We start from the raw sequence: 22,250 nt of genomic DNA, 5'->3' as shown, positions 1-22,250 counted from the left end.
ACAATGAAAACCAAAATTTTGACCCTGCTCTTGGTAGGGATGATATCTGTTATGAGCAACGCACAGGAATCCGACAAAGCAACTTTTGACCACACCTTTGCCCACGTGGTCTATTTCTGGTTCAAGAACCCCGACAGTCAGGCCGACAGGGCCACTTTTGAAGCATCGTTGAAGAAGTTTCTGGACAATTCCCAGTACGCCAAGACCAAATTTATCGGCAAACCGCCCAAAGCGATCCGTGATGTGGTGGACGATTCATTTACCTACTCCTTGATCCTTTCGTTCGAATCTGCCGAAGATCAAGCGGCCTATCAGACAGAGCCGCCGCATTTGGTGTTCATCGGGGAGTGTAAGGACCTTTGGGAAAAGGTCATCGTTTACGATTCTGAAGGCATCTGACCATGGACATTGAAGCGTTCCGTGAACTTTGCTTGGCCAAAAAAGGAGTGACCGAGGAACTTCCCTTTGGTCCCGATACCTTGGTTTTCAAAGTAATGGGGAAAATGTTCGCTTTGGTGCCCTTGGAGCGCATTCCTTCCCAATGCAACCTGAAATGTGATCCTGAACGGTCCGAAGAGCTTCGTGAAACCTATGATGGAAGCATCGTCCCCGGTTACCATATGAGCAAAACCCATTGGAACACACTGTTCCTGGAACAATTACCGCTCCAATTGATAGTGGAGTTGACTAACCATTCCTATGATTTGGTCGTATCCGGATTGACCAAGAAATTGCAACAGGAGCTGAAAGACTTAGGTTGAATTTAATGCAAGATTTAAAAGAATTTTATACTTCCCAAAGGGAAAAGCATAGACAGTCACTTCAAAGGACAAAAAAGCGATTGTCCCTTTTGGCCACTTTGCGTTTGTCCGTTTTCGTGGGCATGGCAGTTGCGGGATATTTCCTGTGGGACACCCAGATGGTTTTCGTGGTGTTGCCTTTGGGCATGGTGCTGTTTCTGTATTTGGTGACCAGTTTTAGTGACGTTAAACGCCATAAAGCCTATCTGCAAAGACTCATCGACATCAATACGAACGAATTGGAGGTCTTGGACCGGCGCTACTATCATTTGCCGGATGGAAAGGAGTTTTTACAACCGGACCATCCCTATGCACAGGATCTCGATCTTTTTGGAAGAGGCTCTTTTTATCAATACGCAAACCGGACCACCTTGCCGCAAGGGCGTGAAGTTTTTGCGGGGCTTTTGTTGGACGGATATCCAAAGGATATTGCCCAAAAGCAGAAAGCCATCCAAGAATTGGCACGATTGCCGGAATGGTGCCAACATTTTTCTTCCCTGGCAGGGGAAACCAAGCCCAAAATAGCTCCTGCGGTGGTAGCGAACTGGATGAAAAACCACAAACCCTTCACCCCAAAATGGGTCGGCATAGTGGCGCCCCTTTTTGCGCTGGGTTCCATGCTGTGGATCGTTCTGGCCATTTTGGGCATAGTGCCCGAAATTTTGGTTTTGATGTGGTACTTTTTGGGAATTGGGGTTGTTGGACGTTTCTCCAAAAACATTCTCAAGTTTGCCTCCCATGTGTCCCAAGCGCAGGAAACCATCCAGCAACACCAACGACTCATCTCTGAACTGGAGGAGCAGACCTTTACCTCGGAGCTCTTGCAAGATCTTCAGAAAAAATTGGAGACAGAGGGGAAAAGGACTTCCCAAATATTGAAAAGCTTTGGTCAACGATTGGATCTTTTTGATCAGCAGAACAACCTTTTGGTGTTGATGTTCGGACAGGGTTTACTGCTCTGGAGCTTATATTTTGCCCATCGAGTGGAATCTTGGATCACAAAATACGGAAAGGAGGTGGAAGAGTGGTTTTTCGCCATGGCCCAGTTCGATGCCTACAACAGTCTGGGTACTTATGCTTTTAACCATCCGACGCACACCTACCCAACGCTGGTGCAAGGTGAAGTTGTTTTGAGCGGAAAGGAAATGGGACACCCTTTGGTCGATTCAAAAAAGAACGTCTTAAATGATTTTACCATAGGTAAAGGTCGATTTTGTATTGTGACCGGGGCCAATATGGCCGGGAAGAGTACCTTCCTTCGGGCCGTTTCCCTTCAAATTGTAATGGCCAATATGGGACTGCCCGTCAATGGAAAAGAAGTAAAATACAAACCTGTTCGACTGCTGACCAGTATGCGTTCCTCGGATTCCTTGACCGATGAGACCTCGTATTTCTATGCGGAGCTGAAGCGATTGAAATACATTGTGGACGAACTGGAAAAGGGAGAATGTTTTGTGGTCTTGGATGAAATCCTCAAAGGTACCAATAGCGTGGACAAGGCCGAGGGTTCCAAAAAGTTTGTGGAACGATTGGTGCGCTCGGGAGCCACAGGTTTGGTCGCCACCCACGATTTGAGCCTATGCACCTTGGCCAATGAACTCCCCCAAGTGGAAAACCATTATTTTGATGCCCAGATCGTAAACGGGGAACTCTATTTTGACTACCGTTTTAAGGAAGGCATCTGCCAGAACATGAATGCCTCTTTCCTCCTGAAAAAAATGGGGATTGTGGACTAAAGCCCCTTCACTTGGACGTTGTGGAAAGAGTCGGCCTGCAAGCGTAGCAGCTCCTCGGCTTTCTTCTTTTTGTATTGGTACAATTCCTCCTCGTTCTTGATGTCGGTATAGATTTGCTGATTGATTTCCCCATCGGTGGTCAACAGCAGTTTGCGTTGCTCCACTTTTTGGGTCACCCAAGTGGACACCACACTTTCCTGCTCTTCAAACTTGAAGTCGTATTCCCCTTTGGGGGCCAACAGTTTGGCAATGATAGGTGCCGTTTCAATGGCCAAGAACAACAAAAAGATAAAAAAGGAAGGGAACCAAGGCAATTTGCCCAAGGCGTTGATGCGCGCCATGAGTCCGTCAAAACCATCGATGATGGGTTGGGAATTGGTCACCGCCGTATTGTAATCCGTTTCCAAGGCCGCAATTTGGGCTTCTAGGCCTGTAATTTTGGTTGCGTTGGTTTCTTTCAAGGTGTTGAGTTCCGCCAAGGCGGCATCGTGTTTATCACGTTTTTCCTTATAGACGGGTCCTTTACCCAAAAGACCTGTTCCCGCAGTGCCTTCAGCCTCGGAAATATAGGTGTCGTACAATGCATTGGTCTCTGCTTCTTTGGCGGCAATTTCCCCTTTCAGGTTGGCAATGTCTTGGTTAAGGCTCGCCATTTTTGGGGTGTATTGAAGCGCCAACTGCTCCTTGTTGTCCAAGGTCATGGCATTTTTTTCTTCCAGAAGTACTTGGTTGATTTCCTTCTCAAAGATTTTCATTTCCAAGGGTTTGGAGATGACCACGGCAATGATCAAAGCCAAAACGATACGTGGAGCAGCTTGGAGCAGCTCATTTTTAAAATTGTCCCTCTTTTTAATGGTGGAAACGATATATCGGTCCAGATTGAAGATCAAAAGCCCCCAGATCAATCCAAAAAAGATGGACGTGTAAATATTGTCAAAAACCGTGTAAAGGGCATAACCGCTGGCAATGAACGCCATAACGGCGGTGAAGAATACCGTAGCACCAATTCCGGCATATTTGTTCTGTTCGCCATTGGAGCAGGTTTTTAAGATTTCAGTGTCGGCTCCAGAGCAAAAAATAAAAAAACGTTGTAGCATGTTCGTGTTCTCTTTGATTGATAGGGTATTAGAACGTGATTTTGGAACTATTGTTACATGAAAAGCCCCAATTAAGGGGCTTTTAACATAATTAGACTTCTTGGACCACTAGCTTTCTATTTCAATGGGCTTGGCACCTAGTTTCACCACAGGGTGGTCTCCTTCGGATGTCATTGATAAGATATATATGAATTTGTTCTCTTTAACCACCTCAATGGCTTTCTTGCTGGATATTTCTTTTCCGTTAAAGGTAAAAGTTGCCCCCTTGGCAGCCATTTCCTTGATATGCTCCAATGGAGACTTTGGTTCTGGTGGGGCAGGAGGTGCAGGTAGTGCGGAAGTTGGTTCCTCAACTGGCGCAACACTGGGAGGAGAAGGAACAGCCGCCTCTATTGCTGGAACATTTTTAGGAGGTTCAGGTGCATCGGGAGCCGGTGGTGGCGGTGGAAAATTGGGGAAGGGTTCGGCATCTTCCTGTTGCTTTTTGGACATTTTGCCATAGATTTCCTTCAATCGTTTTACCTCTTGTTTTTTGATGATCATATGGTTCTGGTCCATGGCATTGTACTTTTTGGCCAAGGCATTGTATTCCTTCATTTCCTCACGGGAGGCACTGGATTGCATGGAAGTTTCTGGACCCACAATGTTGATGGTGGCAGAACCGTATTCCGCAATGATTTTATCCACCTTTTGGATGACATCTTTTGGAGTCTTGGCCTCTACGTATATGACCGAACGGACCGTTTTTTTACGTTGATCATAGGAAAGATGTTCGTTGACTTTGGAAAGCATTTCCTTTAAATCTTCCAAGGGAACTATCTTGCCTTGAAATAACAATTTACCGTTATTATTGATGTGGATTTCAATGAAATCGATGGCTTTTTGACTATCCTGTTTTGGCAAACATTCTGGGAAAGGTAGTGCATGCTCCTTTTGTGTTTCGTCCATTTCTCGATAGATGCGCTCCAATTCTTTCAAATCTTCCAAAGGGATTGTCCTTTTTTCAATCGGGATGGCGTTGTATTTTTTCGCCAATTCATTATAGACCTTAAGGTCGGATTGGGAGACGCCTTTTTCTGTGCTATTACCGACCACCGTCATCATGTTGGCATTCAACATAGTTGTGGTGGGAGTAATGGGAATATTTTCCTTGAATTGGCCTTTATCCATAATCACCTCATTTGCAAACACATTAATTTGGTCTACTCCTGTTGTTCTTATTTCTTCTGCCACAGCGCTTATGACGTTGTAATGTATCGGCTGCACAACATTCATTTCAACCTTGGTTTTTTTGGCATCAAATGTTTGTAAGTAATCTTGTTTTAAAATTTTTGAGAGTTCATTCAATTGCACGATTTCATTTCCCAATTGAACGCTTCCATTTTCCAAAAGATCTAATCTAATGACTTTGTCAATGGAAGTCTCTTTTTCAATTTGTCGTTTTTCGCTAAACCCGAACAATAACAGGGCTGTAAGCGGAAGCACGAGCAGGCTCCTCAATACAAATGATTTTCTTGATGTGTTTGTTTTCATGACTGTAAAACGTTTTTTGATTGATGAATAATTAATGGCATTGGCAATGCCGGTCGACTGATATTTTTCAAAACTATCGTGTGATAAGTACGATAAGATGGTATTCTGATAATGCGAATGGTCACAATTCTTGCTGATCACGGCCCTGTCCGCCAAAAATTCGTGGTTCAGCTTTATGGACGATTTGAACAAATAAATGATAGGGTTGAACCACAAAAAAACCTGTGCCAGTTCAATGAGCAGGATATCCAAACTATGTCGTTGCTTCGCATGGGTCTCCTCATGTAAAAGCACTTCTTGGGGAATATGTTTTTCCTCAAACTGCCTTTGGTTCAAAAAGACATAGTTGAAGAAGGTATGTGGAGGTAGGGATTGTCTTAAAAGGACCCGAGTGATAAAATTTTCCTTGAATTTGGGATTCTTACGGATGCGTAGCGTGATTTGCGCCAGGTTCCTTAAAAATCGAAATCCAAATCCGATAACACCAATAATGTAAACTGTCCACAATCCAATTTCCCAATCAAAATAGGACTCTTCTGCAACTACTTGTTCAGTTGTGGTGTTCGGTATCTCCCCGGCAATAGGGGATGCTGAAAGAACTATTTGCTCCGGCACGTCCACATATTCGGTAAAGACCACGGCAGGGATCAAAAAGGAAGCAATCAATGCGCCCAACAGAAAGAATCGCTTGAACTGGTGGATGCTTTCCTTTTCCAGTACCAGTTTATAAAAGGCCAAGAAAATGACTAGGCATGCGGTGGATTTTAATAGGAAGACCAACATAGTTACTTCTTTTTGATTTCGTTGTCAATCAATTTTCTCAATTCTTCCAATTCAGCTTTGCTCAGGTTCGTTTCTTTGGCAAAGAAGGAAGCAAATTGGCTGGCGCTATCGTTAAAAAAGTTTTTGATGAGCCCGTTCACGTGCTTGGAAAAATAATCCTGTTTTTTCACCAAAGGATAGTATTCCCTACTTCTGCCAATGGTCTTATAAGCCACAAAACCTTTGTCTGCCATCCGTTTTAAAAGGGTCGCCACGGTGGTGGTGGCCGGTTTGGGTTCCGGGTAGGCATCCAGCAGGTCTTTCATGTAGGCCTTCTTTAACATCCAAACAATGTTCATCAATTCTTCTTCTGCTTTTGACAATTGCATCTGTGGTATTTTTAACTTTGCTCTACAAACATAGAACAAATATTTTAATTCTACAAATGTAGAGTTTGTTAAAATTGATAATGGGATGTTTTACTTTCCAAAAATGTTAAGTTTGCCGACAAATACAACAACATGGGATTATTGGAAGATTTACAGAACAGGAGCGGAAACCAATGCGAACTAAGCGGGGCTGCCGACGACTTGGTTATTTATGAGGTTCCACCTGTTTCTACAGGAGGATTGGATGGCAGTATTTTGATAAGTGCCACTTGTAAAAACCAAATAGAGAATCCTGAAACCATGGATTCCAACCATTGGCGTTGTTTGAACGATAGCATGTGGAGCGAGCACGATGCCGTCAAGGTAGTGGCTTGGCGAATGTTGAATCGTCTAAAATCCGAAGGATGGCCCCAAGATCTGTTGGACATGATGTACTTGGATGATGAGGTCTTGGCCTGGGCCAAGGCGACCGGGGAAGGTCAGGATGCCACGGATATGGTGGTTCATCGTGATTCCAACGGGGTTGTATTGGAAAACGGCGACAGCGTGGTGCTCGTCAAGGATTTGAAGGTGAAGGGTTCCAGCATGGTCGCAAAACAGGGAACCGCCGTGCGACGGATTTCCCTGGATCGCGAAAATGCCGAATATATTGAAGGCAAGGTGGACGGTCAACAGATCGTCATCCTAACCAAATACGTGAAGAAGCTCTAGGCCTTCATCTCCGCATAATATTTGTAGAAATACGGAATGGTCTCAATTCCTTTCAAGAAGTTAAAGACCCCAAAATGCTCATTGGGTGAGTGGATGGCATCGCTGTCCAGACCAAATCCCAACAGAATGGTCTTACTGTCAAAAACCTCTTCAAAAAGGGCCACAATGGGAATACTTCCACCAGTGCGCTGCGGAACGGGGCTTTTTCCAAACGTCTTCTCGATGGCCTTTGCGGCGGCTTGATAGCCAATACCGTCGATCGGGGTCACGTAGGCTTGCCCACCATGATGTGGCTTTACCTTTACCTTCACGCTTTTGGGGGCCAATGAGGTAAAATATTTGGTGAAAAGGTCGGTGATCTCATGCCAATCTTGATCAGGGACCAATCGCATGGATATTTTCGCATAGGCCTTACTTGCAATTACGGTTTTGGCACCTTCGCCAGTATAACCACCCCAAATACCATTGACATCCAAAGTGGGCCGTATTCCAAATCGTTCCGTAGTGGTATATCCTTTTTCACCATGGACATCGCCGATATCCAAGGCTTCCTTGTATTTTTCCAGATTGAACGGTGCTTTGGCCATTTCGGCACGCTCGGCATCGGAGATGACCTGTACCTTATCGTAAAACCCGGGAATGGTGATGTGGTTGTTTTCATCGTGCAGGGCAGCGATCATTTTGGCCAGCACATTGATGGGATTGGGTGCCGCGCCGCCATAAATCCCGGAATGAAGGTCCCTGTTGGCCCCGGTCACTTCCACTTCCACATAGCTCAGTCCACGCAGGCCAGTGGTTATGGAAGGTGTGTCGTTGGAAATCATGCCCGTATCCGAAATCAAAATGATGTCGTTCTTGAATTTTTCACTGTTTTCCCTAAGAAAATTGGGAAGACTGTCGCTGCCTACTTCCTCTTCTCCCTCTATCATGAACTTCACATTGCAGGGCAGGACATTGTTCTTGATCATGAACTCCACGGCCTTGACGTGCATGAAAAACTGGCCTTTATCATCGCAGGCACCACGTGCAAAAATAGCCCCATCAGGGTGCCTGTCGGTTTTTTTGATGACGGGTTCAAAAGGAGGGGAGTCCCATAGGTTCATGGGATCCGGTGGCTGCACATCGTAGTGGCCATAGACTAGGACCGTGGGTAGGTTCGGGGCGATGATCTTTTCGCCGTACACCACTGGGTAACCTGTGGTCTCACAAATTTCCGTGTTCTCGCAACCTGCATCGATGAGTGACTTTTGGACGACCTTTGCGGTTTCCAGCACATCTTGTGAATAGGCAGGGTCTGCACTGATGGAGGGGAGTTTGAGTAGCTCGATAAGTTCGCTGATAAATCTGTCTTTGTGGGTGTTGATGTAATCGTTGATTTCTTCCATATAGATTTTAAAAAGGACACTAAAAGTACAAAAAACAAGTTTTTCAAGGTATCGGATTTGCAAATCGGAAAATTGATTTATATTTGCACTCCTTTCCGCGGATGTGGTGGAACTGGTAGACACGCTAGACTTAGGATCTAGTGCCGCAAGGTGTGCAGGTTCGATTCCTGTCATCCGCACTTCAAAAGACAAAAAGAGCTTCCCCCAATGGAAGCTCTTTTGTTTTTATACATGTTTCATGAAGGGGATAAACAATATTTTTTGAAAGAAAAGGATGCTGTATGCCAAAAAATGTTTAATTTATTTCGACCTTGCGTGAAACAAACCAAAAATCAACTAAAGGAGTATTACACAGATTATGTACAAGGAAATTTATCTAGTCGATGATGAAGATTTGGTGAACACTGTAAACACCATACACTTCAGGAGAATGGGAATGGAGGATCGGGTAAAAACTTTTACCAATCCTGAATTGGCCCTCGATGATCTACGATATAGGGATAACCCTAATGTGAAAACATTGATCCTATTGGACATCAACATGCCCGAGATGAGTGGTTTCGAGTTTTTGGAATTTATGACACTCGAAAATTTTCCAAGGACCAATGAGGTGTTGCTCGTGACTTCCTCTGAATCCGATGAAGATAGGCTGGAGGCCAAGAAGTTCAATAAGTACGTCAAGGAATTTATAACCAAGCCTTTGCGTATAGAGCATTTGGAGGACTATCTTCAAAGCTCATACAAGTAAAATCCTTAAACAAATCATTCCCTGAACATTCAATCCATCTTGGCGACCCACCCCCAATCTGCCGGGACAAGTTTACTTGGTCAAAATTTTAGCAGTGAAGCGGAAACAGGTTCTCATACACAACAAGGCCGAAAATGTGGAAGATCGAGGTGATGTCGTCTGGGCGATGGACCAAGACTATAAGCTAACAGCCTATAATGCCTCTTTTGAGGAAAAGTTCAAAAAAGAGCAATTGGGGAAACCCATAAAAGGAATGGACCTTAGGTCCATATACCAAAACGGGGTCTTTTTCAATCCCTGCAATAAGGGGTGCGAGAAAGCACTCAACCGTTACGCCACCACTGCCAAGCACACTTTTGAGGAAGAGGGCCATACCTATGTGCACGAATTTTCGTTCCAGCCTTTTATCGATGTATCTGGAGAAGTGGCCGGATGTTGCATTTGGCAGAAGGATATTACGGATGAGGTGAGCAATATCCATAAGTTATGGGACAGCGAGCGGAAGTATAGGGAAGCACAGCGCATCGCAAATGTGGGGCACTGGGAATGGGACATGATCAAGGACGAAATTATTTGGTCCAATCAACTGTACCACATTTTTCATCAGAACCCGAAGGAATTCAAGGCCAGCTTTGCCTCGCTGATGGAAATTATCCATCCAGAGGATAGGGAGGCTTTTCAAAAGGATGTGGATACGAGCATACAGAAAAACGCCATACACGATATTGTGCACAGGGTCATTGTTGGTGATGGCGAAATAAGATATGTACACCAAAAAGGGCGAACATTTTATGATGAGCTTGGCAATCCCGTGCGAATGGCGGGCACTACCCAGGATGTCACCTTGGAAGTAATGACCAAGCAACAGGTAGTGCAACAAAACAATGAGCTCCAAAACTTTGTAAGGATCATATCGCACAATTTGCGGGGACCCATATCCAATCTGTTGATGTTGTCCAAAATATACGATTGGGGCAAGGACCCAATGAACGATGACATTGTAAGAAAGATAGAAAATACCACTGAGGCATTGGACCAGACCATAAAGGACCTCAATCTTTCCTTATCCCTTAAAAATGCCGACAGGGAGCGGTTCAGGGAGATTAAATTGACCGATGTGATGAAAGATGTGGATGGTCTGCTCTCCGAGGAGATCATTCGTGCAAAGGCAACCGTCAATACCGATTTTTCCGAAGCAGAAACCATATTCGGCCTTAAGAGCTATATGGTGAACATTTTCTATAACCTGATCCTGAACGCCATCCACTATGCCAAGGAAGGCGTGCCGCCCATCATCCAATTGGTCACTGAAGAGAACAGTGGTTACATCATCCTAAGGGTGTCGGACAACGGGATCGGTATGGAGCTCACCCCCGAGAAGGAACGCAAAATCTTCAACATGTATGGAAGGCTCAGTGGAGCTACCGAAGGAAAGGGCCTGGGACTTTATCTGGTAAAGACACAAGTAGAAGCCATGAACGGAAAAATTGGGGTGTTGAGCGAGAAGGAGGTCGGTACCACTTTTATTGTTCACTTCGAGAAGCACCACTAAAAATTCTTTTGGAAGGGCAAATGGTCCAGATCCACATTTCCGCCGGAAATGATAACCCCGAGTTTTTGGTTCTTAAACGCTTCTTTTTCCCTGAGGATGGCGGCCAGGGCGACGGCACTTGATGGTTCACAGACTATTTTCAACCGTTCCCAGATCAATCGCATGGCAGATACAATTTCCTCTTCCGTTACCCGGATGATTCGCTCCACATGCTTTTGGATGATGGGAAAATTTCGGTCCCCCAATTGGGTCTTAAGTCCATCGGCAGTAGTGTTGATGGTCGTGTTCCCCTCAATGGTCCCACTCAGGAGCGACCTGTAGGCGTCATCCACTTCAAAAGGTTCCCCACCGATCGTTTTGCAATTTTTCCCAAAATAGGCAACAGCAAGGGCGGTACCCGCAATCAACCCGCCACCACCAACAGGGGTGATTACGTAATCGAGGTCTGGATGTAGTTCCAATAACTCCTTGCCTGCGGTCCCTTGTCCCAAAATGACCGCATCGTCATTGGAAGGGTGGATAAAGGTGGCCCCGTATTTTTCTTCAATTTGTTTGGATTCGTGTTCCCGGGCCTGTAGGGTAGGTTCGCATTCCACAATGATGCCCCCATAGCCCCGAACTGCATCTTTCTTCACCTGTGGCGCATTTTTGGGCATCACAATATGGGCCTTTACGCCAAGGCTTTGGGCCGCTAGGGAAAGTGCCTGTGCAAAGTTTCCGGAGGAGTGGGTGACCACCCCGTTCCGTTTTTGTCCTTCGGTCAATTGCATGATGGCATTGGCCGCTCCCCGCATCTTAAAGGCACCCATCCTTTGAAAATTTTCACATTTGAAGAACAATTGGGCCCCTGCCATCTCATCCATCAAATGGGAAGTTAGCACTGGTGTATTGTGGATAAAAGGCTTTATCCGCTCGTGACAGTCAATAAGTTGTTGTTTGTCCATAGTCTTATTGGGCCCGATGGTATCGGGGAAAACATAAAGATAAGGACAAGATGATCAATTATGTGCCTGTATACTCTGTTCTTCTTCCTCTTCCTCCTTCTCGGAAGAGATTCCCTCCATGCTCAATTCAGGAATGACCAACAGGGGGATCTGCGTATGGAAAGCAGTTCGTTTCACAATGGGCTCACGGGTCATTTTTTCCATATAACTGTGCTGGTAGTTCAGCATGGCCAGCAAGTGGATGTCCAGTTCTTGGGAGAACATTTCCAGTGTCTGTGAAATCGAGTTGAGCTCAGAGACCGTGTGCACATAGTGTTCCACACCACCCAAATACCTCCGCAACATGTTCAGGTTGAACTGTTGGAGTTCCGTCAAAGCCTTGATACTGTACTGAACATGCACGATCCGAACGGTGGCCCGGAACATTTTTGCAATTTCGATGAGGGGCGATAGTTCCGAGGTAGTATAGAACCGGGTAAAATCCGTTGCAAAAGCGATTTCGGTGGGCGTAACGAACTCAAAATGATGGGGAATGGCCAAGATGGGGCATTTTTTGGCACTTTTTATCATGCGGACCGTGTTGCTCCCCATAAAAACCTCATCCGCTCCGGAAGCTCCCTTGGTTCCCGTAATCACCAAATGGATGCCGAAAGAGGCCACAATGTCCTTGACCTCTTCCGCCAAAAGATTGAAGGAAGAAATCGTTTCAAAACTGTGGTTGGGATTCCTGTACTTGTCCTTGATTCGTGCCACCGTTTTTTGCAGTCCCCTCTCAGAAGTGTCCCTCACGGCATCCACTATGCGAACGCCATCGATCATTTTGGCCATGAAACGACTGCTCGGAATCACGGGCGTATAGGTGTTCAGCAGATAAAAAGTACAACGCTTGTTGCGGAAAAGCTGCATCGCATAATCAATGGCGTTCCAGGCATTTTCCGAAAAATCCGTGGGTATGAGAATCCTTTGCATCTGACGAAATTTTTAGATGCGATAAAATTAGCCTTGCGGCGATGGGGATACTATGACAATTGTCAGGTTTTGGAAGTCCCTTAGAAGCCTTCCACCATTTCGATGAGTTTGCGCTCATCTTTAATGCCTATTTTTTTGCCAGAGGTATGGATAAGCCCTTTTTTCTTGAATTCCGAAATGATCCTGATGGCAGATTCCGTTGCCGTGCCCACTACATTGGAGATGTCCTCCCGGGACAGGGTAAGGGCCAAAAAGCCGTCCTTGTCCTCCCCAAAGTTGTTCCTTAGATATAGAAAGGCCTCGGCTACCCGCTGTTTCACGGTTTTTTGGGAGATGTTCACAATCACATCGTCCGCTTCCTTCAGGTCGTGTGCCATGTGCCTCAACACTTCCAAGGTGAAATTGGGGTTCCTTTGAAGGGTGTGGGTAATGCTTTCCTTTGGAATAAAACAGACTTCCATATCACTTACGGCAATCGCGGAAAGATTGGTGCTCTCCTCGGCTATTACCGAGCGCTGGCCAAGAACTTCACCTTTGGTGGCCAATTTTACGATCTGGTCTTTGCCGTTTGCGCTTAGTTTGGAAAGTTTGGAGACCCCGTTGCGAACACAATAGACCCCATTGAGCTTGTCGCCCTCCTCAAAAAGGGGCTGGCCTTTTTTAATGATCTTTGTGGTCTTGGAGTCGGATACCGTCTTCAATTCTTCCTTGCTCATGGCCCGGAGCGAATTGAACTGTCTTATGATACAATTTTCACATCTGCTTTCCATGTGGATTAGTTTACCTGAGAGGACAAATTTAAGGGTTGGTAATTGGGTATAAACTGATAAATATCATATTTTTATGAGGAATCGTATTACAACTTTGTGCCCAGGTATAAAGCAAATGTTCAATGATGGCAAACACGACCTGTTACCATTGTGGGGATGAGTGTGGAAATGGCACGGTGCACTATGATGAAAAGGATTTTTGTTGCAATGGCTGCAAGACCGTGTACGAAATTTTCACTTCCAACGGCCTATCCGCCTATTATGAGATAGAGGCCAAGGCCGGGACCACGCCCAATGAGATCACCAAGAAATATGATTTTCTGGACAATCAGGAAATCGTGGGACAGTTGGTGGAGTTCAATGAAGAAGGCGTGCAGGTGGTGAACCTGGGCATTCCCACCATTCACTGTAGCTCTTGCATCTGGGTATTGGAAAACCTGAACCGTTTGCACAAGTCCATCACAGCGTCCCAAGTGGATTTTCCCAAAAAGACCATCCGTGTCACCTACAGGACAGCCGATTTTTCCCTGAAGACCTTGGTGCTCTTGTTGGGGAGCATAGGGTACGAGCCCTATATCTCTTTGGAAGAATACAACAAGAAAAGCCATAGGGTGGACCGCTCGCTCATCTACAAGTTGGGGGTCGCAGGTTTTGCCTTTGGCAATGTGATGCTGCTTTCCTTCCCGGAATATTTTGAGGTGGAGGAATTCTGGCTGGACCAATACAAACCGGTTTTCCGCTGGTTGATGTTCGCCTTTTCCCTGCCTGTGGTCTTCTATGCAGGTCAGGATTACTTTACAGCAGCTTATAAAGGGCTTCGGACCAAGCTGCTCAATATCGATGTGCCCATCGCATTGGGCATTCTGGCACTTTTCATACGAAGCACTGTCGATATCATCTTCGATTTGGGTTCCGGGTTTTTTGATAGTCTTACCGGTTTGGTGTTCTTTCTGTTGTTGGGGAAATTCTTTCAGCAGAAAACCTATGCCTACCTTTCTTTTGAGCGGGACTACAAATCCTATTTCCCTATGGCGGTGACCCGTTTGATGCAGGACGGCAAAGAGGAGAACGTACAGGTCTATAAAGTGGATGTGGGGGATCGGATCCTGATCCGAAGCCACGAGATCATACCCGTGGATTGTGTGTTGATCAAGGGAGCGGCCCAGATAGACTACAGTTTTGTGACAGGGGAGTCCGATGCGGTCCACAAACAATCTGGCGATAAGCTGTTCGCTGGGGGAAGGCAAATGGCCGGAATTTTGGAAGTAGAGGTGCTGAAGTCCGTTTCGCAGAGCTACCTGACCCAATTGTGGGGCAATTCCGTTTTTTCCAAGGACAGGGCAAGCCAGTTCCAAACCTTGACGGACAGTATCGGGAAGCGTTTCACCGCCGCCGTTCTCACCATAGCCCTATTGGCCACTGTTTTTTGGCTGGTCTATAGGCCCGGTATGGCCCTTAATGTGTTCACTTCCGTTTTGATCATTGCCTGTCCCTGTGCCATTGCGTTGGCAGCACCCTTCACGCTGGGCAATATGCTCCGCATCTTTGGGAAGCACAAATTCTACCTGAAAAATGCAAGTGTTATAGAACGCTTGGCCAAAATCGATATGGCCATTTTTGATAAAACGGGCACATTGACCACCAATAAAAAGGACACCATCCTCTATGAAGGGGTGGAATTGACCCAGGAGGAAACAGCCCTACTGAAAACCACGCTCAGGGCATCCAACCATCCCTTGAGCCGATCACTGTACGATATACTCAAGTCGAATGCCATTATGACCTTGGATGAATTCCAGGAACATACAGGCAAAGGTCTGGAGGGAAGGGCCAAGGAACATTCCATTAAAGTGGGGTCTGCTATCTATGTGGGGAAAGAACCGTCCATCCATGTGGCCGACACCTCGGTCTATGTGCGTGCGGACGAGGACATCAAAGGGCGTTTTGTGTTCAAGAACACCTACAGGGAAGGCATAGACCGAGTTTTTGAAACGCTTGGGCAGCATTTGGAACTGGGCATACTTTCCGGGGACAATGATGGTGAACGACACCAACTGCAAGAACTGCTCCCGCAAAAGACCCAAATGCTGTTCAACCAAAAACCTGAGGATAAACTGGAATATATCAAAGGATTGCAGGAGGGGCACAATGTGCTCATGGTGGGCGATGGGCTGAACGATGCCGGGGCTTTGGCGCAGAGCAATGTGGGCATTGCCATATCGGAGAACATCAATGTGTTCTCGCCGGCCTGTGATGGCATATTGGATGCTTCACGGATGTCCCTGTTGCCCAAGTTCATCCACCTCTCGCAAAAATCCATCCGGGTCATCAAAATGAGCTTTTTGCTCTCCCTGTGCTACAATGTGGTCGGGGTGTACTTTGCCGTAACGGGCCAGTTGCAACCCGTCATTGCGGCTATATTGATGCCTTTGAGCTCCATCAGTATTGTGGTCTTTACCACTGTGGCGACCAATTTTTTGGGCAACGGATTAAAAAATCCTAAAAGCTGATATATATCATTCTTTTCAACGTACCATCACAGTAGTTTTACCCTCAAATTAAGGCAGGTATGAGTGTTATTTATGTGTTGTTGGCCATCAGCATCTTAGTGGCAGTGGTCTTTTTTGCAGCATTTGTCCTATCGGTCAGAAAAGGACAATATGATGACACCTATACCCCTTCGGTACGCATGCTCTTTGAGGATGAGGTAGTGGGGGAGGCCAACGGAACCGATCAGATCAAAGGAAAAAATCAAACAGAAAATAGTACAAACCAATAAATATGGAAATACAGCAGTTCCGCTACGATAACAAAATCGTGCAAAAGTTCTTGTACGCCACCATGCTATGGGGCGTGGTAGGTATGGCCGTGGGGCTTTTACTGGCCTTCATGTTCTTGTTCCCGAATGTTACGGAGGGCATCCCGTGGTTGAGTTTTGGACGTTTGCGTCCCCTACACACCAATGCGGTGATCTTTGCGTTCGTGGGCAACGCCATCTTCGCGGGAGTCTATTACTCCACCCAACGCCTGCTCAAGGCCCGGATGTTCAGTGATTTTCTGAGCAATTTCAATTTCTGGGGCTGGCAGTTGATCATCGTGGCCGCGGCCATCACATTGCCCTTGGGGTACACCACATCCAAGGAGTATGCCGAGCTGGAATGGCCCATAGATCTCGCCATCGCCGTGGTCTGGGTAGTCTTTGGATGGAACCTTATCGGCACCATCCTCAAAAGGAGGCAAAGGCACCTTTATGTGGCCATTTGGTTCTATCTGGCGACCTTTGTTACCGTTGCGGTACTCCATATTTTCAACAGTTTGGAGCTTCCCGTCACGGCCCTGAAAAGTTATTCGGTCTATGCCGGGGTGCAGGATGCACTGGTACAATGGTGGTACGGACACAATGCCGTGGCCTTTTTCTTGACCACACCTTTCTTGGGGTTGATGTACTACTTCGTGCCCAAAGCGGCGAACAGGCCCATTTACTCCTATAGGTTGTCCATCGTCCACTTTTGGTCCCTCATATTCATTTATATCTGGGCAGGACCGCACCACCTTCTCTATTCTTCCCTGCCCGATTGGGCACAGAACTTGGGGGTTGTGTTCTCCGTGATGTTGATCGCGCCTTCATGGGGTGGTATGATCAATGGATTGTTGACCCTTCGAGGGGTATGGGACAAGGTACGTACCGATGCCACCTTGAAATTTATGGTGGTTGCCATCACAGGATACGGAATGGCCACTTTTGAAGGCCCTATGCTCTCGTTGAAGAACGTGAATGCCATTGCCCACTTCAGTGACTGGATCATTGCCCACGTACACGTAGGTGCCTTGGCCTGGAACGGCTTCCTTACCTTTGGTATGGTCTATTGGTTGGTACCCAGAATGTTCAAGACGGACCTGCACTCCAAAGGACTGGCCAATTTCCATTTCTGGATCGGCACCTTGGGTATCGTGCTCTATGCACTGCCCATGTATGTGGCCGGGTTCACCCAAGCCTTGATGTGGAAAGATTTTAATCCCGATGGTACCTTGGTGTACGGTAACTTTTTGGAAACTGTATCCCAGATCATCCCGATGTACTGGATGAGGGCGATTGGGGGCAGTCTTTATATTCTAGGGGTGTTCGTGATGCTGTACAATGTGGTACGGACCATCAAATCCGGTAGTAAGGTAGAAGACGAATTGGTGGAAGCACCTGCATTGACACGTGTTTCCAAAAGAAGGGTTGCCGGCGAAACCTTCCACAATTGGTTGGAGAGAAAACCGGTGCAGCTGACCATTTTAGCCACCATTGCCATCTTGATTGGGGGAATCGTACAGATCGTTCCCACCATATTGGTAAAATCCAATATCCCGACCATTTCCAGTGTGAAACCCTATACTCCCCTGGAACTGGAAGGACGAGATCTCTATATCCGTGAAGGCTGTGTGGGATGCCATTCCCAAATGATCAGACCTTTCCGAAGTGAGGTGGAACGGTACGGGGAATATGCCAAAGCAGGAGAGTTTGTGTATGATCACCCCTTCCTTTGGGGAAGTAAACGTACGGGCCCCGATTTGCTCAGGGTAGGGGGCAAATATTCGGACAACTGGCACCTGAACCACATGTACGATCCCCAGAGTACATCCGCAGGCTCCATTATGCCTTCCTACGAATGGTTGGTGAAGGACGAACACGACAGGAGCAAGGTACAGGCCAAGATGGAGGCCATGGTGAAACTGGGTGTTCCCTATACCGATGAAGATATCGCCAATGCATCGCAGACGATGGCAGAGCAGGCGGAAAAAATAGAGAAAAGCCTATATGCGGACCCAGAGTTTGTCAAGACCTACGAGGCGGACAAGAAATATGCCGAGGAAAACGGGTTGGACTTTGTGCAGATGCGCGACCGTGAGATTGTTGCCCTTATTGCCTACCTACAACGGTTGGGCACGGACATCAAGATAAAGGAGACAGGTGAACTGCTATCAGAAAATAAAGACTAAAAAGGAACCATGAACCAAGATAGAAGAACCAAGACGTACAAAAAGCATTTCAAGTCCTATGTCTTGATTCTTGTTTCCAAAATACAATAAAGCCATGTTGAAATTTGTAAAGAACCATATGGAGACCATCGACGGGGTAGCAAATTACCCCATGATTTCCCTGCTTATCTTCTTTGTTTTCTTCGTTCTGCTGTTTTGGTGGGTGTTCACCGCAACAAAGGAGCACATCAGGGAAATGGAGGAACTGCCATTGGATAACAACGACCAACAACATAAACCGTAATATTATGAGCACAAGAACACCTTGGTGGATACGCATACCCGTACTCTTCTTTTTGATCTTCGGATTGATGGAATATTTTATCGACTCCGGCGACCAACCGGCCATCATTGCATACCCGATCACACAGCTGTTCCTGCTGTTGATCTTGATGATACTCATTGCAATAGAGCTCATTTTGAGTTCCATCGAAAATGTGATGTTCCAAACACTCACGGTAGAGGGCAAGCAGCGCTATTTGGCCAAGAAGACCAAAAAAATGGAGTGGAAATGGGCAAAGAACCTCATGAAAAACCTTACCAAAAGTCGTTCGCTGGAGCGTGAGGGAGAGGTTATCCTGGATCATAATTACGATGGTATCCGAGAGCTGGACAATGTGTTGCCGCCTTGGTGGGTGTACCTTTTTTATGGGACAATCATTTTTAGTGTCATCTATCTGGTGAGGTTCCATATCATAGGGGACTATACCCAAAAGGAAGAATTTGAGCAGGAAATGGCCGAGGCAAGAATGGCCATAGAAGAGTACAAGAAAACAGCGAAAGATCTGGTGGATGCCAGTACAGTGGAATTTTTGTCCGATGCTTCCGACCTGAGTGCAGGTGAAAAGATATTTACCTCAAACTGTGTGGCCTGTCACATGGCCGATGGTGGCGGGGGAATCGGCCCCAACCTGACCGATCAATATTGGATTTTGGGAGGAGGCATCAAGAATGTGTTCAATACCATTTCCGAAGGTGGCAGGGACGGCAAGGGTATGATTGCCTGGAAACAGAACCTGAAACCGGCGGAAATCGCCCAAGTGGCCAGCTATGTGCTCACATTGAACGGTACAACACCGGCAAACCCCAAGGCCCCTGAAGGTGACATTTGGGTAGACCCAGATGCACCACAATCCTCCGAACCTGCTCCTGGACAGCAAGTGTCGGACTCCACGGAAGTTGGCGTGGAGTGATCCTCGAATAGGGAAAACAGTCCGGAAATCTATAGAAAAGAGCAATGGAAGAGAATTTTAGGGATTCCATAGGAACCATCACAAAAGAAGGCAAAAGGGCATGGATATTTCCCAAAAAGCCCAGCGGTAGGTTTTACGACTATCGAAAGTACGTCAGTTACACCCTGCTCATCTTCTTGGTGGTGGCCCCCTTCGTGAAGATCAACGGACACCAATTTCTGATGTTCAATGTGTTGGAACGTCGTTTCAACATATTTGGGCTTCCGTTTTGGCCCCAGGATTTTCACTTGGTGGTCGTGTCCATGATCATTGGGGTCGTTTTCATTGCACTGTTCACGGTAGCCTACGGACGTATTTTTTGCGGCTGGATGTGCCCCCAGACCATCTTTTTGGAAATGGTGTTCCGCCGTATCGAATATTGGATCGATGGGGACCGGGGCGCCCAGATGCGATTGGCCAAGGCCCCATGGAATAGGGAAAAGATCATGAAAAGGACACTCAAGTGGACCGTTTTTTTCATCATCTCCTTTGTGATTGCCAATATTTTCCTGGCCTATTTGATAGGAAGTGACAAACTGATCGGATATATCACCGATGGCCCCGCGGCCCATATCAGCACCATGGTTCCTTTGTTGATCTTTACAGCGGTGTTCTACTTCATTTTTGCATGGTTCCGGGAGCAGGTCTGCATCATAGCCTGCCCCTACGGAAGACTTCAAGGGGTGCTGCTGGACAACAAATCCATTGTAGTGGCCTATGACCACAAGAGAGGGGAGGCCGAAAACGGTCGCAAAAAGTTCAGAAAAAATGAGGACCGCGAGGCCCTTGGTTTTGGGGATTGCATCGATTGCTTTCAATGTGTCAACGTTTGTCCCACAGGCATAGACATCCGCAATGGAACACAGTTGGAGTGCGTGAACTGCACCGCCTGTATCGACGAGTGCGACCATATCATGGACAGTATCGAAAAGCCCAGGGGGCTCATTCGCTATGCAAGCGAAGACGAGATCACCAAAAAGGCCAAGTTCAGGTTTACACCCCGCATGAAAGGATATACCGCCGTCCTTACGGTCTTGATCGGTATTTTGATTGGCATGCTGTTTTTGAGAAATGAACTGGAAGCCAATGTATTGCGGTTGCCTGGACAGCTCTATGAGCGAAAGGAGAACAACATCATCAGCAATGTGTACACCTATAAATTGATGAACAAGACCACCAAGGATATCGAGGAGGTTTCCTTCAAGTTGATGTCGCACAAGGGCGAGATAAAAATGGTGTCCCAGGATCGGTTCACCGTTCCGGCGGAACAGCTTATTGGGGGAACCCTTTTTATAGAGATCAACAGCTCTGCATTGACTGGGGACAAAGACAAATTGAAGATAGGGATATACAGTGGGGACGAGCTCATCGAAACAACGGTGACCCAGTTTTTGGCACCACGGAGCTACAACTAAAAATCTATTGAAATGAAAATAAATTGGGGAACAGGAATCGTATTGGCATTTATCGGCTTCATTGCCTTTATACTCTATTTTGTGGTCAGGATGAGCACCGATGATAGGGCCAACCACGATTTGGTGACCGAAGAATATTATAAAAAGGAATTGACCTATCAGCAGGACATGGACGCTTCGAGGGCAGCCACCGAAATGGATGCCGACCTCAAAGTGGAAAAAACCCATGAAGGCCTGATGGTCTATTTCCCCGAACGTTTTGATCCCAAGGAAATTACGGGAACAGTGTCCCTGTATAGACCGTCCAACAAGCATTTGGATACAGACTTTCCCATAAGTTTGACCAAAACACATTTGCTCATACCTGACAATCGTTTGGTGGGCGGTCGTTGGGACATTATTGTGAAATGGCAGTACGATGGACAAGACTTTTTTCACAAACAGAAATTGATATATTGATCATGTTGACATCGGCCTTGGTTCTGGGAATTTTGGGAAGCCTGCACTGCTTGGGCATGTGCGGCCCCATTGCTTTTATGCTGCCCTTGGACCAGACGAACAACATCAAAAAAACAGCACAACTTTCCATATACCATACCGGAAGGTTGCTGGCCTACGGAACGATAGGGCTGATTTTCGGATTTTTGGGAAAAGGACTTTCCCTGTTCGGCATACAGCAAAAACTGTCCATAGGCATTGGAATCCTTATGATCATATTGGTTTTGGTGCCGGGCAATTTTTTGAACGGACATCGGATTTTCCGTCCCATTTATTCCCTTTTGGGAAAAGCCAAGTCCAAACTCGGGACAGAGCTCAAGAAAAAGACCCCGGATGCCTTTCTTACCATCGGGTTTCTGAATGGTTTTCTACCTTGTGGATTGGTCTATATGGCCCTGTTGGGGGCCACGGCCTTGGCGACTCCGTTGCAGGGAGGACTTTATATGGTGCTTTTCGGGCTGGGAACGGTTCCCCTGATGTCCGCAGTGGTCTATTCCAAAGGACTGTTCCGAAATTCGATACGGGCAAAAATGCAAAAATTGGTCCCCGTATTTGTGGTGATCATCGGTGTTTTGTTTATTGTGCGTGGACTGGGACTGGGAATTCCCTATGTGTCCCCCAAACCGGCACCGGCCCATTCGGTGACTGCGGCCATCGAATGCCATCAACCTTAAAAATCATCAA

21 protein-coding genes and 1 tRNA gene are annotated in these 22,250 nt (G+C 46.6%); 15 read left to right on the top strand and 7 right to left on the bottom strand.

The window, feature by feature from the left end; translation table 11 throughout:
• Positions 1–3: 3 nt before the first annotated feature.
• The 3 genes from FOT42_RS07610 to FOT42_RS07600 are packed head-to-tail and all read left to right on the top strand — an operon-like array spanning position 4 to position 2,536.
• Positions 4–399 carry a Dabb family protein gene (locus FOT42_RS07610; protein ID WP_151889968.1) on the top strand — a complete coding sequence of 132 codons (396 nt, stop codon included), beginning with the start codon at positions 4–6 and terminating at the stop codon, positions 397–399.
• 2 nt (positions 400–401) lie between these two features.
• On the top strand, positions 402–761 hold the full coding sequence (locus FOT42_RS07605; RefSeq protein WP_151889967.1) for an MmcQ/YjbR family DNA-binding protein: 360 nt from the start codon (positions 402–404) through the stop codon (positions 759–761).
• 5 nt (positions 762–766) lie between these two features.
• Positions 767–2,536, top strand: coding sequence for a MutS-related protein (locus tag FOT42_RS07600; protein ID WP_151889966.1), 1,770 nt, complete (start codon positions 767–769; stop codon positions 2,534–2,536).
• Here FOT42_RS07600 and FOT42_RS07595 read toward each other — a convergent pair.
• The 3 genes from FOT42_RS07595 to FOT42_RS07585 form a co-directional block, all read right to left on the bottom strand.
• A complete protein-coding gene (locus FOT42_RS07595) occupies positions 2,533–3,633 on the bottom strand; it encodes a DUF4407 domain-containing protein (RefSeq protein ID WP_151889965.1) in 1,101 nt (366 codons plus the stop codon). The two genes, FOT42_RS07600 and FOT42_RS07595, sit on opposite strands and share 4 nt — an antisense overlap.
• 108 nt (positions 3,634–3,741) lie before the next feature.
• Positions 3,742–5,949, bottom strand: a complete 2,208-nt coding sequence (locus FOT42_RS07590) for a M56 family metallopeptidase (RefSeq protein ID WP_151889964.1) — start codon at positions 5,947–5,949, stop codon at positions 3,742–3,744.
• A gap of 2 nt (positions 5,950–5,951) precedes the next feature.
• Entirely contained in the window at positions 5,952–6,317 is a 366-nt protein-coding gene (locus tag FOT42_RS07585; protein WP_151889963.1) for a BlaI/MecI/CopY family transcriptional regulator, read from the bottom strand.
• A gap of 132 nt (positions 6,318–6,449) precedes the next feature.
• Here FOT42_RS07585 and FOT42_RS07580 point away from each other — a divergent pair, with 132 nt between their 5' ends.
• Positions 6,450–7,028, top strand: coding sequence for a PhnA domain-containing protein (locus FOT42_RS07580; RefSeq protein ID WP_151889962.1), 579 nt, complete (start codon positions 6,450–6,452; stop codon positions 7,026–7,028).
• On the opposite strand, the gene FOT42_RS07575 is transcribed toward FOT42_RS07580, so the two are convergent.
• Positions 7,025–8,413 (bottom strand): dipeptidase, encoded by a 1,389-nt coding sequence (locus FOT42_RS07575; protein ID WP_151889961.1) that lies wholly within the window; start codon positions 8,411–8,413, stop codon positions 7,025–7,027. The genes FOT42_RS07580 and FOT42_RS07575 overlap by 4 nt on opposite strands.
• A 97-nt stretch (positions 8,414–8,510) precedes the next feature.
• Here FOT42_RS07575 and FOT42_RS07570 point away from each other — a divergent pair.
• The 3 genes from FOT42_RS07570 to FOT42_RS07560 all read left to right on the top strand — a co-directional run bounded on the left by FOT42_RS07570 (position 8,511) and on the right by FOT42_RS07560 (position 10,713).
• A tRNA-Leu gene (locus FOT42_RS07570) sits at positions 8,511–8,592 on the top strand.
• A gap of 179 nt (positions 8,593–8,771) precedes the next feature.
• Entirely contained in the window at positions 8,772–9,161 is a 390-nt protein-coding gene (locus FOT42_RS07565; protein WP_151889960.1) for a response regulator, read from the top strand.
• A 94-nt stretch (positions 9,162–9,255) separates the two neighbouring features.
• Positions 9,256–10,713 (top strand): PAS domain-containing sensor histidine kinase, encoded by a 1,458-nt coding sequence (locus tag FOT42_RS07560; RefSeq protein ID WP_151889959.1) that lies wholly within the window; start codon positions 9,256–9,258, stop codon positions 10,711–10,713.
• On the opposite strand, the gene FOT42_RS07555 is transcribed toward FOT42_RS07560, so the two are convergent.
• The 3 genes from FOT42_RS07555 to FOT42_RS07545 form a co-directional block, all read right to left on the bottom strand.
• Positions 10,710–11,657 (bottom strand): threonine ammonia-lyase, encoded by a 948-nt coding sequence (locus FOT42_RS07555; protein WP_151889958.1) that lies wholly within the window; start codon positions 11,655–11,657, stop codon positions 10,710–10,712. The genes FOT42_RS07560 and FOT42_RS07555 overlap by 4 nt on opposite strands.
• Before the next feature lie 54 nt (positions 11,658–11,711).
• Positions 11,712–12,626, bottom strand: a complete 915-nt coding sequence (locus FOT42_RS07550) for a universal stress protein (RefSeq protein WP_151889957.1) — start codon at positions 12,624–12,626, stop codon at positions 11,712–11,714.
• Positions 12,627–12,706: 80 nt separating this feature from the next.
• Positions 12,707–13,396 carry a Crp/Fnr family transcriptional regulator gene (locus FOT42_RS07545; RefSeq protein ID WP_151889956.1) on the bottom strand — a complete coding sequence of 230 codons (690 nt, stop codon included), beginning with the start codon at positions 13,394–13,396 and terminating at the stop codon, positions 12,707–12,709.
• Between the two features lie 125 nt (positions 13,397–13,521).
• On the opposite strand from FOT42_RS07545, the gene FOT42_RS07540 reads away from it, so the two are divergent.
• The 8 genes from FOT42_RS07540 to FOT42_RS07505 all read left to right on the top strand — a co-directional run bounded on the left by FOT42_RS07540 (position 13,522) and on the right by FOT42_RS07505 (position 22,240).
• Positions 13,522–15,906 (top strand): heavy metal translocating P-type ATPase, encoded by a 2,385-nt coding sequence (locus FOT42_RS07540; RefSeq protein WP_151890020.1) that lies wholly within the window; start codon positions 13,522–13,524, stop codon positions 15,904–15,906.
• Positions 15,907–15,965: 59 nt separating this feature from the next.
• Positions 15,966–16,175 carry a cbb3-type cytochrome oxidase assembly protein CcoS gene (ccoS, locus tag FOT42_RS07535; protein ID WP_151889955.1) on the top strand — a complete coding sequence of 70 codons (210 nt, stop codon included), beginning with the start codon at positions 15,966–15,968 and terminating at the stop codon, positions 16,173–16,175.
• A 2-nt stretch (positions 16,176–16,177) separates the two neighbouring features.
• Positions 16,178–18,382 carry a cytochrome-c oxidase, cbb3-type subunit I gene (gene ccoN, locus FOT42_RS07530; protein ID WP_151889954.1) on the top strand — a complete coding sequence of 735 codons (2,205 nt, stop codon included), beginning with the start codon at positions 16,178–16,180 and terminating at the stop codon, positions 18,380–18,382.
• Positions 18,383–18,476: 94 nt separating this feature from the next.
• Complete coding sequence (locus FOT42_RS07525) at positions 18,477–18,665, top strand: cytochrome C oxidase subunit IV (RefSeq protein WP_072878058.1); 189 nt, start codon at positions 18,477–18,479, stop codon at positions 18,663–18,665.
• Between the two features lie 4 nt (positions 18,666–18,669).
• Complete coding sequence (locus tag FOT42_RS07520) at positions 18,670–19,614, top strand: cbb3-type cytochrome c oxidase N-terminal domain-containing protein (protein ID WP_151889953.1); 945 nt, start codon at positions 18,670–18,672, stop codon at positions 19,612–19,614.
• 44 nt (positions 19,615–19,658) lie between these two features.
• Positions 19,659–21,068 carry a cytochrome c oxidase accessory protein CcoG gene (gene ccoG / locus FOT42_RS07515; protein WP_151889952.1) on the top strand — a complete coding sequence of 470 codons (1,410 nt, stop codon included), beginning with the start codon at positions 19,659–19,661 and terminating at the stop codon, positions 21,066–21,068.
• A 12-nt stretch (positions 21,069–21,080) separates the two neighbouring features.
• Positions 21,081–21,527, top strand: a complete 447-nt coding sequence (locus FOT42_RS07510; RefSeq protein ID WP_151889951.1) for a FixH family protein — start codon at positions 21,081–21,083, stop codon at positions 21,525–21,527.
• Positions 21,528–21,529: 2 nt separating this feature from the next.
• Positions 21,530–22,240 (top strand): sulfite exporter TauE/SafE family protein, encoded by a 711-nt coding sequence (locus tag FOT42_RS07505; RefSeq protein ID WP_151889950.1) that lies wholly within the window; start codon positions 21,530–21,532, stop codon positions 22,238–22,240.
• Positions 22,241–22,250: the final 10 nt, after the last annotated feature.

It is taken from the genome of Flagellimonas hadalis (genome assembly GCF_007785775.2).
Lineage (GTDB): Bacteria > Bacteroidota > Bacteroidia > Flavobacteriales > Flavobacteriaceae > Flagellimonas > Flagellimonas hadalis.
The sequence above is the reverse complement of the archived record's forward strand: the minus strand, read 5'-3'. Positions and strand labels throughout refer to the sequence as shown.

Coding starts and splice junctions, on each gene's coding strand:
- FOT42_RS07545 (WP_151889956.1), bottom strand. CDS start 13,396: ATGGAAAGCAGATGTGAAAATTGTATCATAAGACAGTTCAATTCGCTC.
- FOT42_RS07505 (WP_151889950.1), top strand. CDS start 21,530: ATGTTGACATCGGCCTTGGTTCTGGGAATTTTGGGAAGCCTGCACTGC.
- FOT42_RS07600 (WP_151889966.1), top strand. CDS start 767: ATGCAAGATTTAAAAGAATTTTATACTTCCCAAAGGGAAAAGCATAGA.
- FOT42_RS07595 (WP_151889965.1), bottom strand. CDS start 3,633: ATGCTACAACGTTTTTTTATTTTTTGCTCTGGAGCCGACACTGAAATC.
- FOT42_RS07555 (WP_151889958.1), bottom strand. CDS start 11,657: ATGGACAAACAACAACTTATTGACTGTCACGAGCGGATAAAGCCTTTT.
- FOT42_RS07580 (WP_151889962.1), top strand. CDS start 6,450: ATGGGATTATTGGAAGATTTACAGAACAGGAGCGGAAACCAATGCGAA.
- FOT42_RS07590 (WP_151889964.1), bottom strand. CDS start 5,949: ATGTTGGTCTTCCTATTAAAATCCACCGCATGCCTAGTCATTTTCTTG.
- FOT42_RS07520 (WP_151889953.1), top strand. CDS start 18,670: ATGAGCACAAGAACACCTTGGTGGATACGCATACCCGTACTCTTCTTT.
- FOT42_RS07585 (WP_151889963.1), bottom strand. CDS start 6,317: ATGCAATTGTCAAAAGCAGAAGAAGAATTGATGAACATTGTTTGGATG.
- FOT42_RS07550 (WP_151889957.1), bottom strand. CDS start 12,626: ATGCAAAGGATTCTCATACCCACGGATTTTTCGGAAAATGCCTGGAAC.
- ccoS (WP_151889955.1), top strand. CDS start 15,966: ATGAGTGTTATTTATGTGTTGTTGGCCATCAGCATCTTAGTGGCAGTG.
- FOT42_RS07525 (WP_072878058.1), top strand. CDS start 18,477: ATGTTGAAATTTGTAAAGAACCATATGGAGACCATCGACGGGGTAGCA.
- ccoN (WP_151889954.1), top strand. CDS start 16,178: ATGGAAATACAGCAGTTCCGCTACGATAACAAAATCGTGCAAAAGTTC.
- FOT42_RS07610 (WP_151889968.1), top strand. CDS start 4: ATGAAAACCAAAATTTTGACCCTGCTCTTGGTAGGGATGATATCTGTT.
- FOT42_RS07540 (WP_151890020.1), top strand. CDS start 13,522: ATGGCAAACACGACCTGTTACCATTGTGGGGATGAGTGTGGAAATGGC.
- FOT42_RS07565 (WP_151889960.1), top strand. CDS start 8,772: ATGTACAAGGAAATTTATCTAGTCGATGATGAAGATTTGGTGAACACT.
- FOT42_RS07605 (WP_151889967.1), top strand. CDS start 402: ATGGACATTGAAGCGTTCCGTGAACTTTGCTTGGCCAAAAAAGGAGTG.
- FOT42_RS07510 (WP_151889951.1), top strand. CDS start 21,081: ATGAAAATAAATTGGGGAACAGGAATCGTATTGGCATTTATCGGCTTC.
- ccoG (WP_151889952.1), top strand. CDS start 19,659: ATGGAAGAGAATTTTAGGGATTCCATAGGAACCATCACAAAAGAAGGC.
- FOT42_RS07575 (WP_151889961.1), bottom strand. CDS start 8,413: ATGGAAGAAATCAACGATTACATCAACACCCACAAAGACAGATTTATC.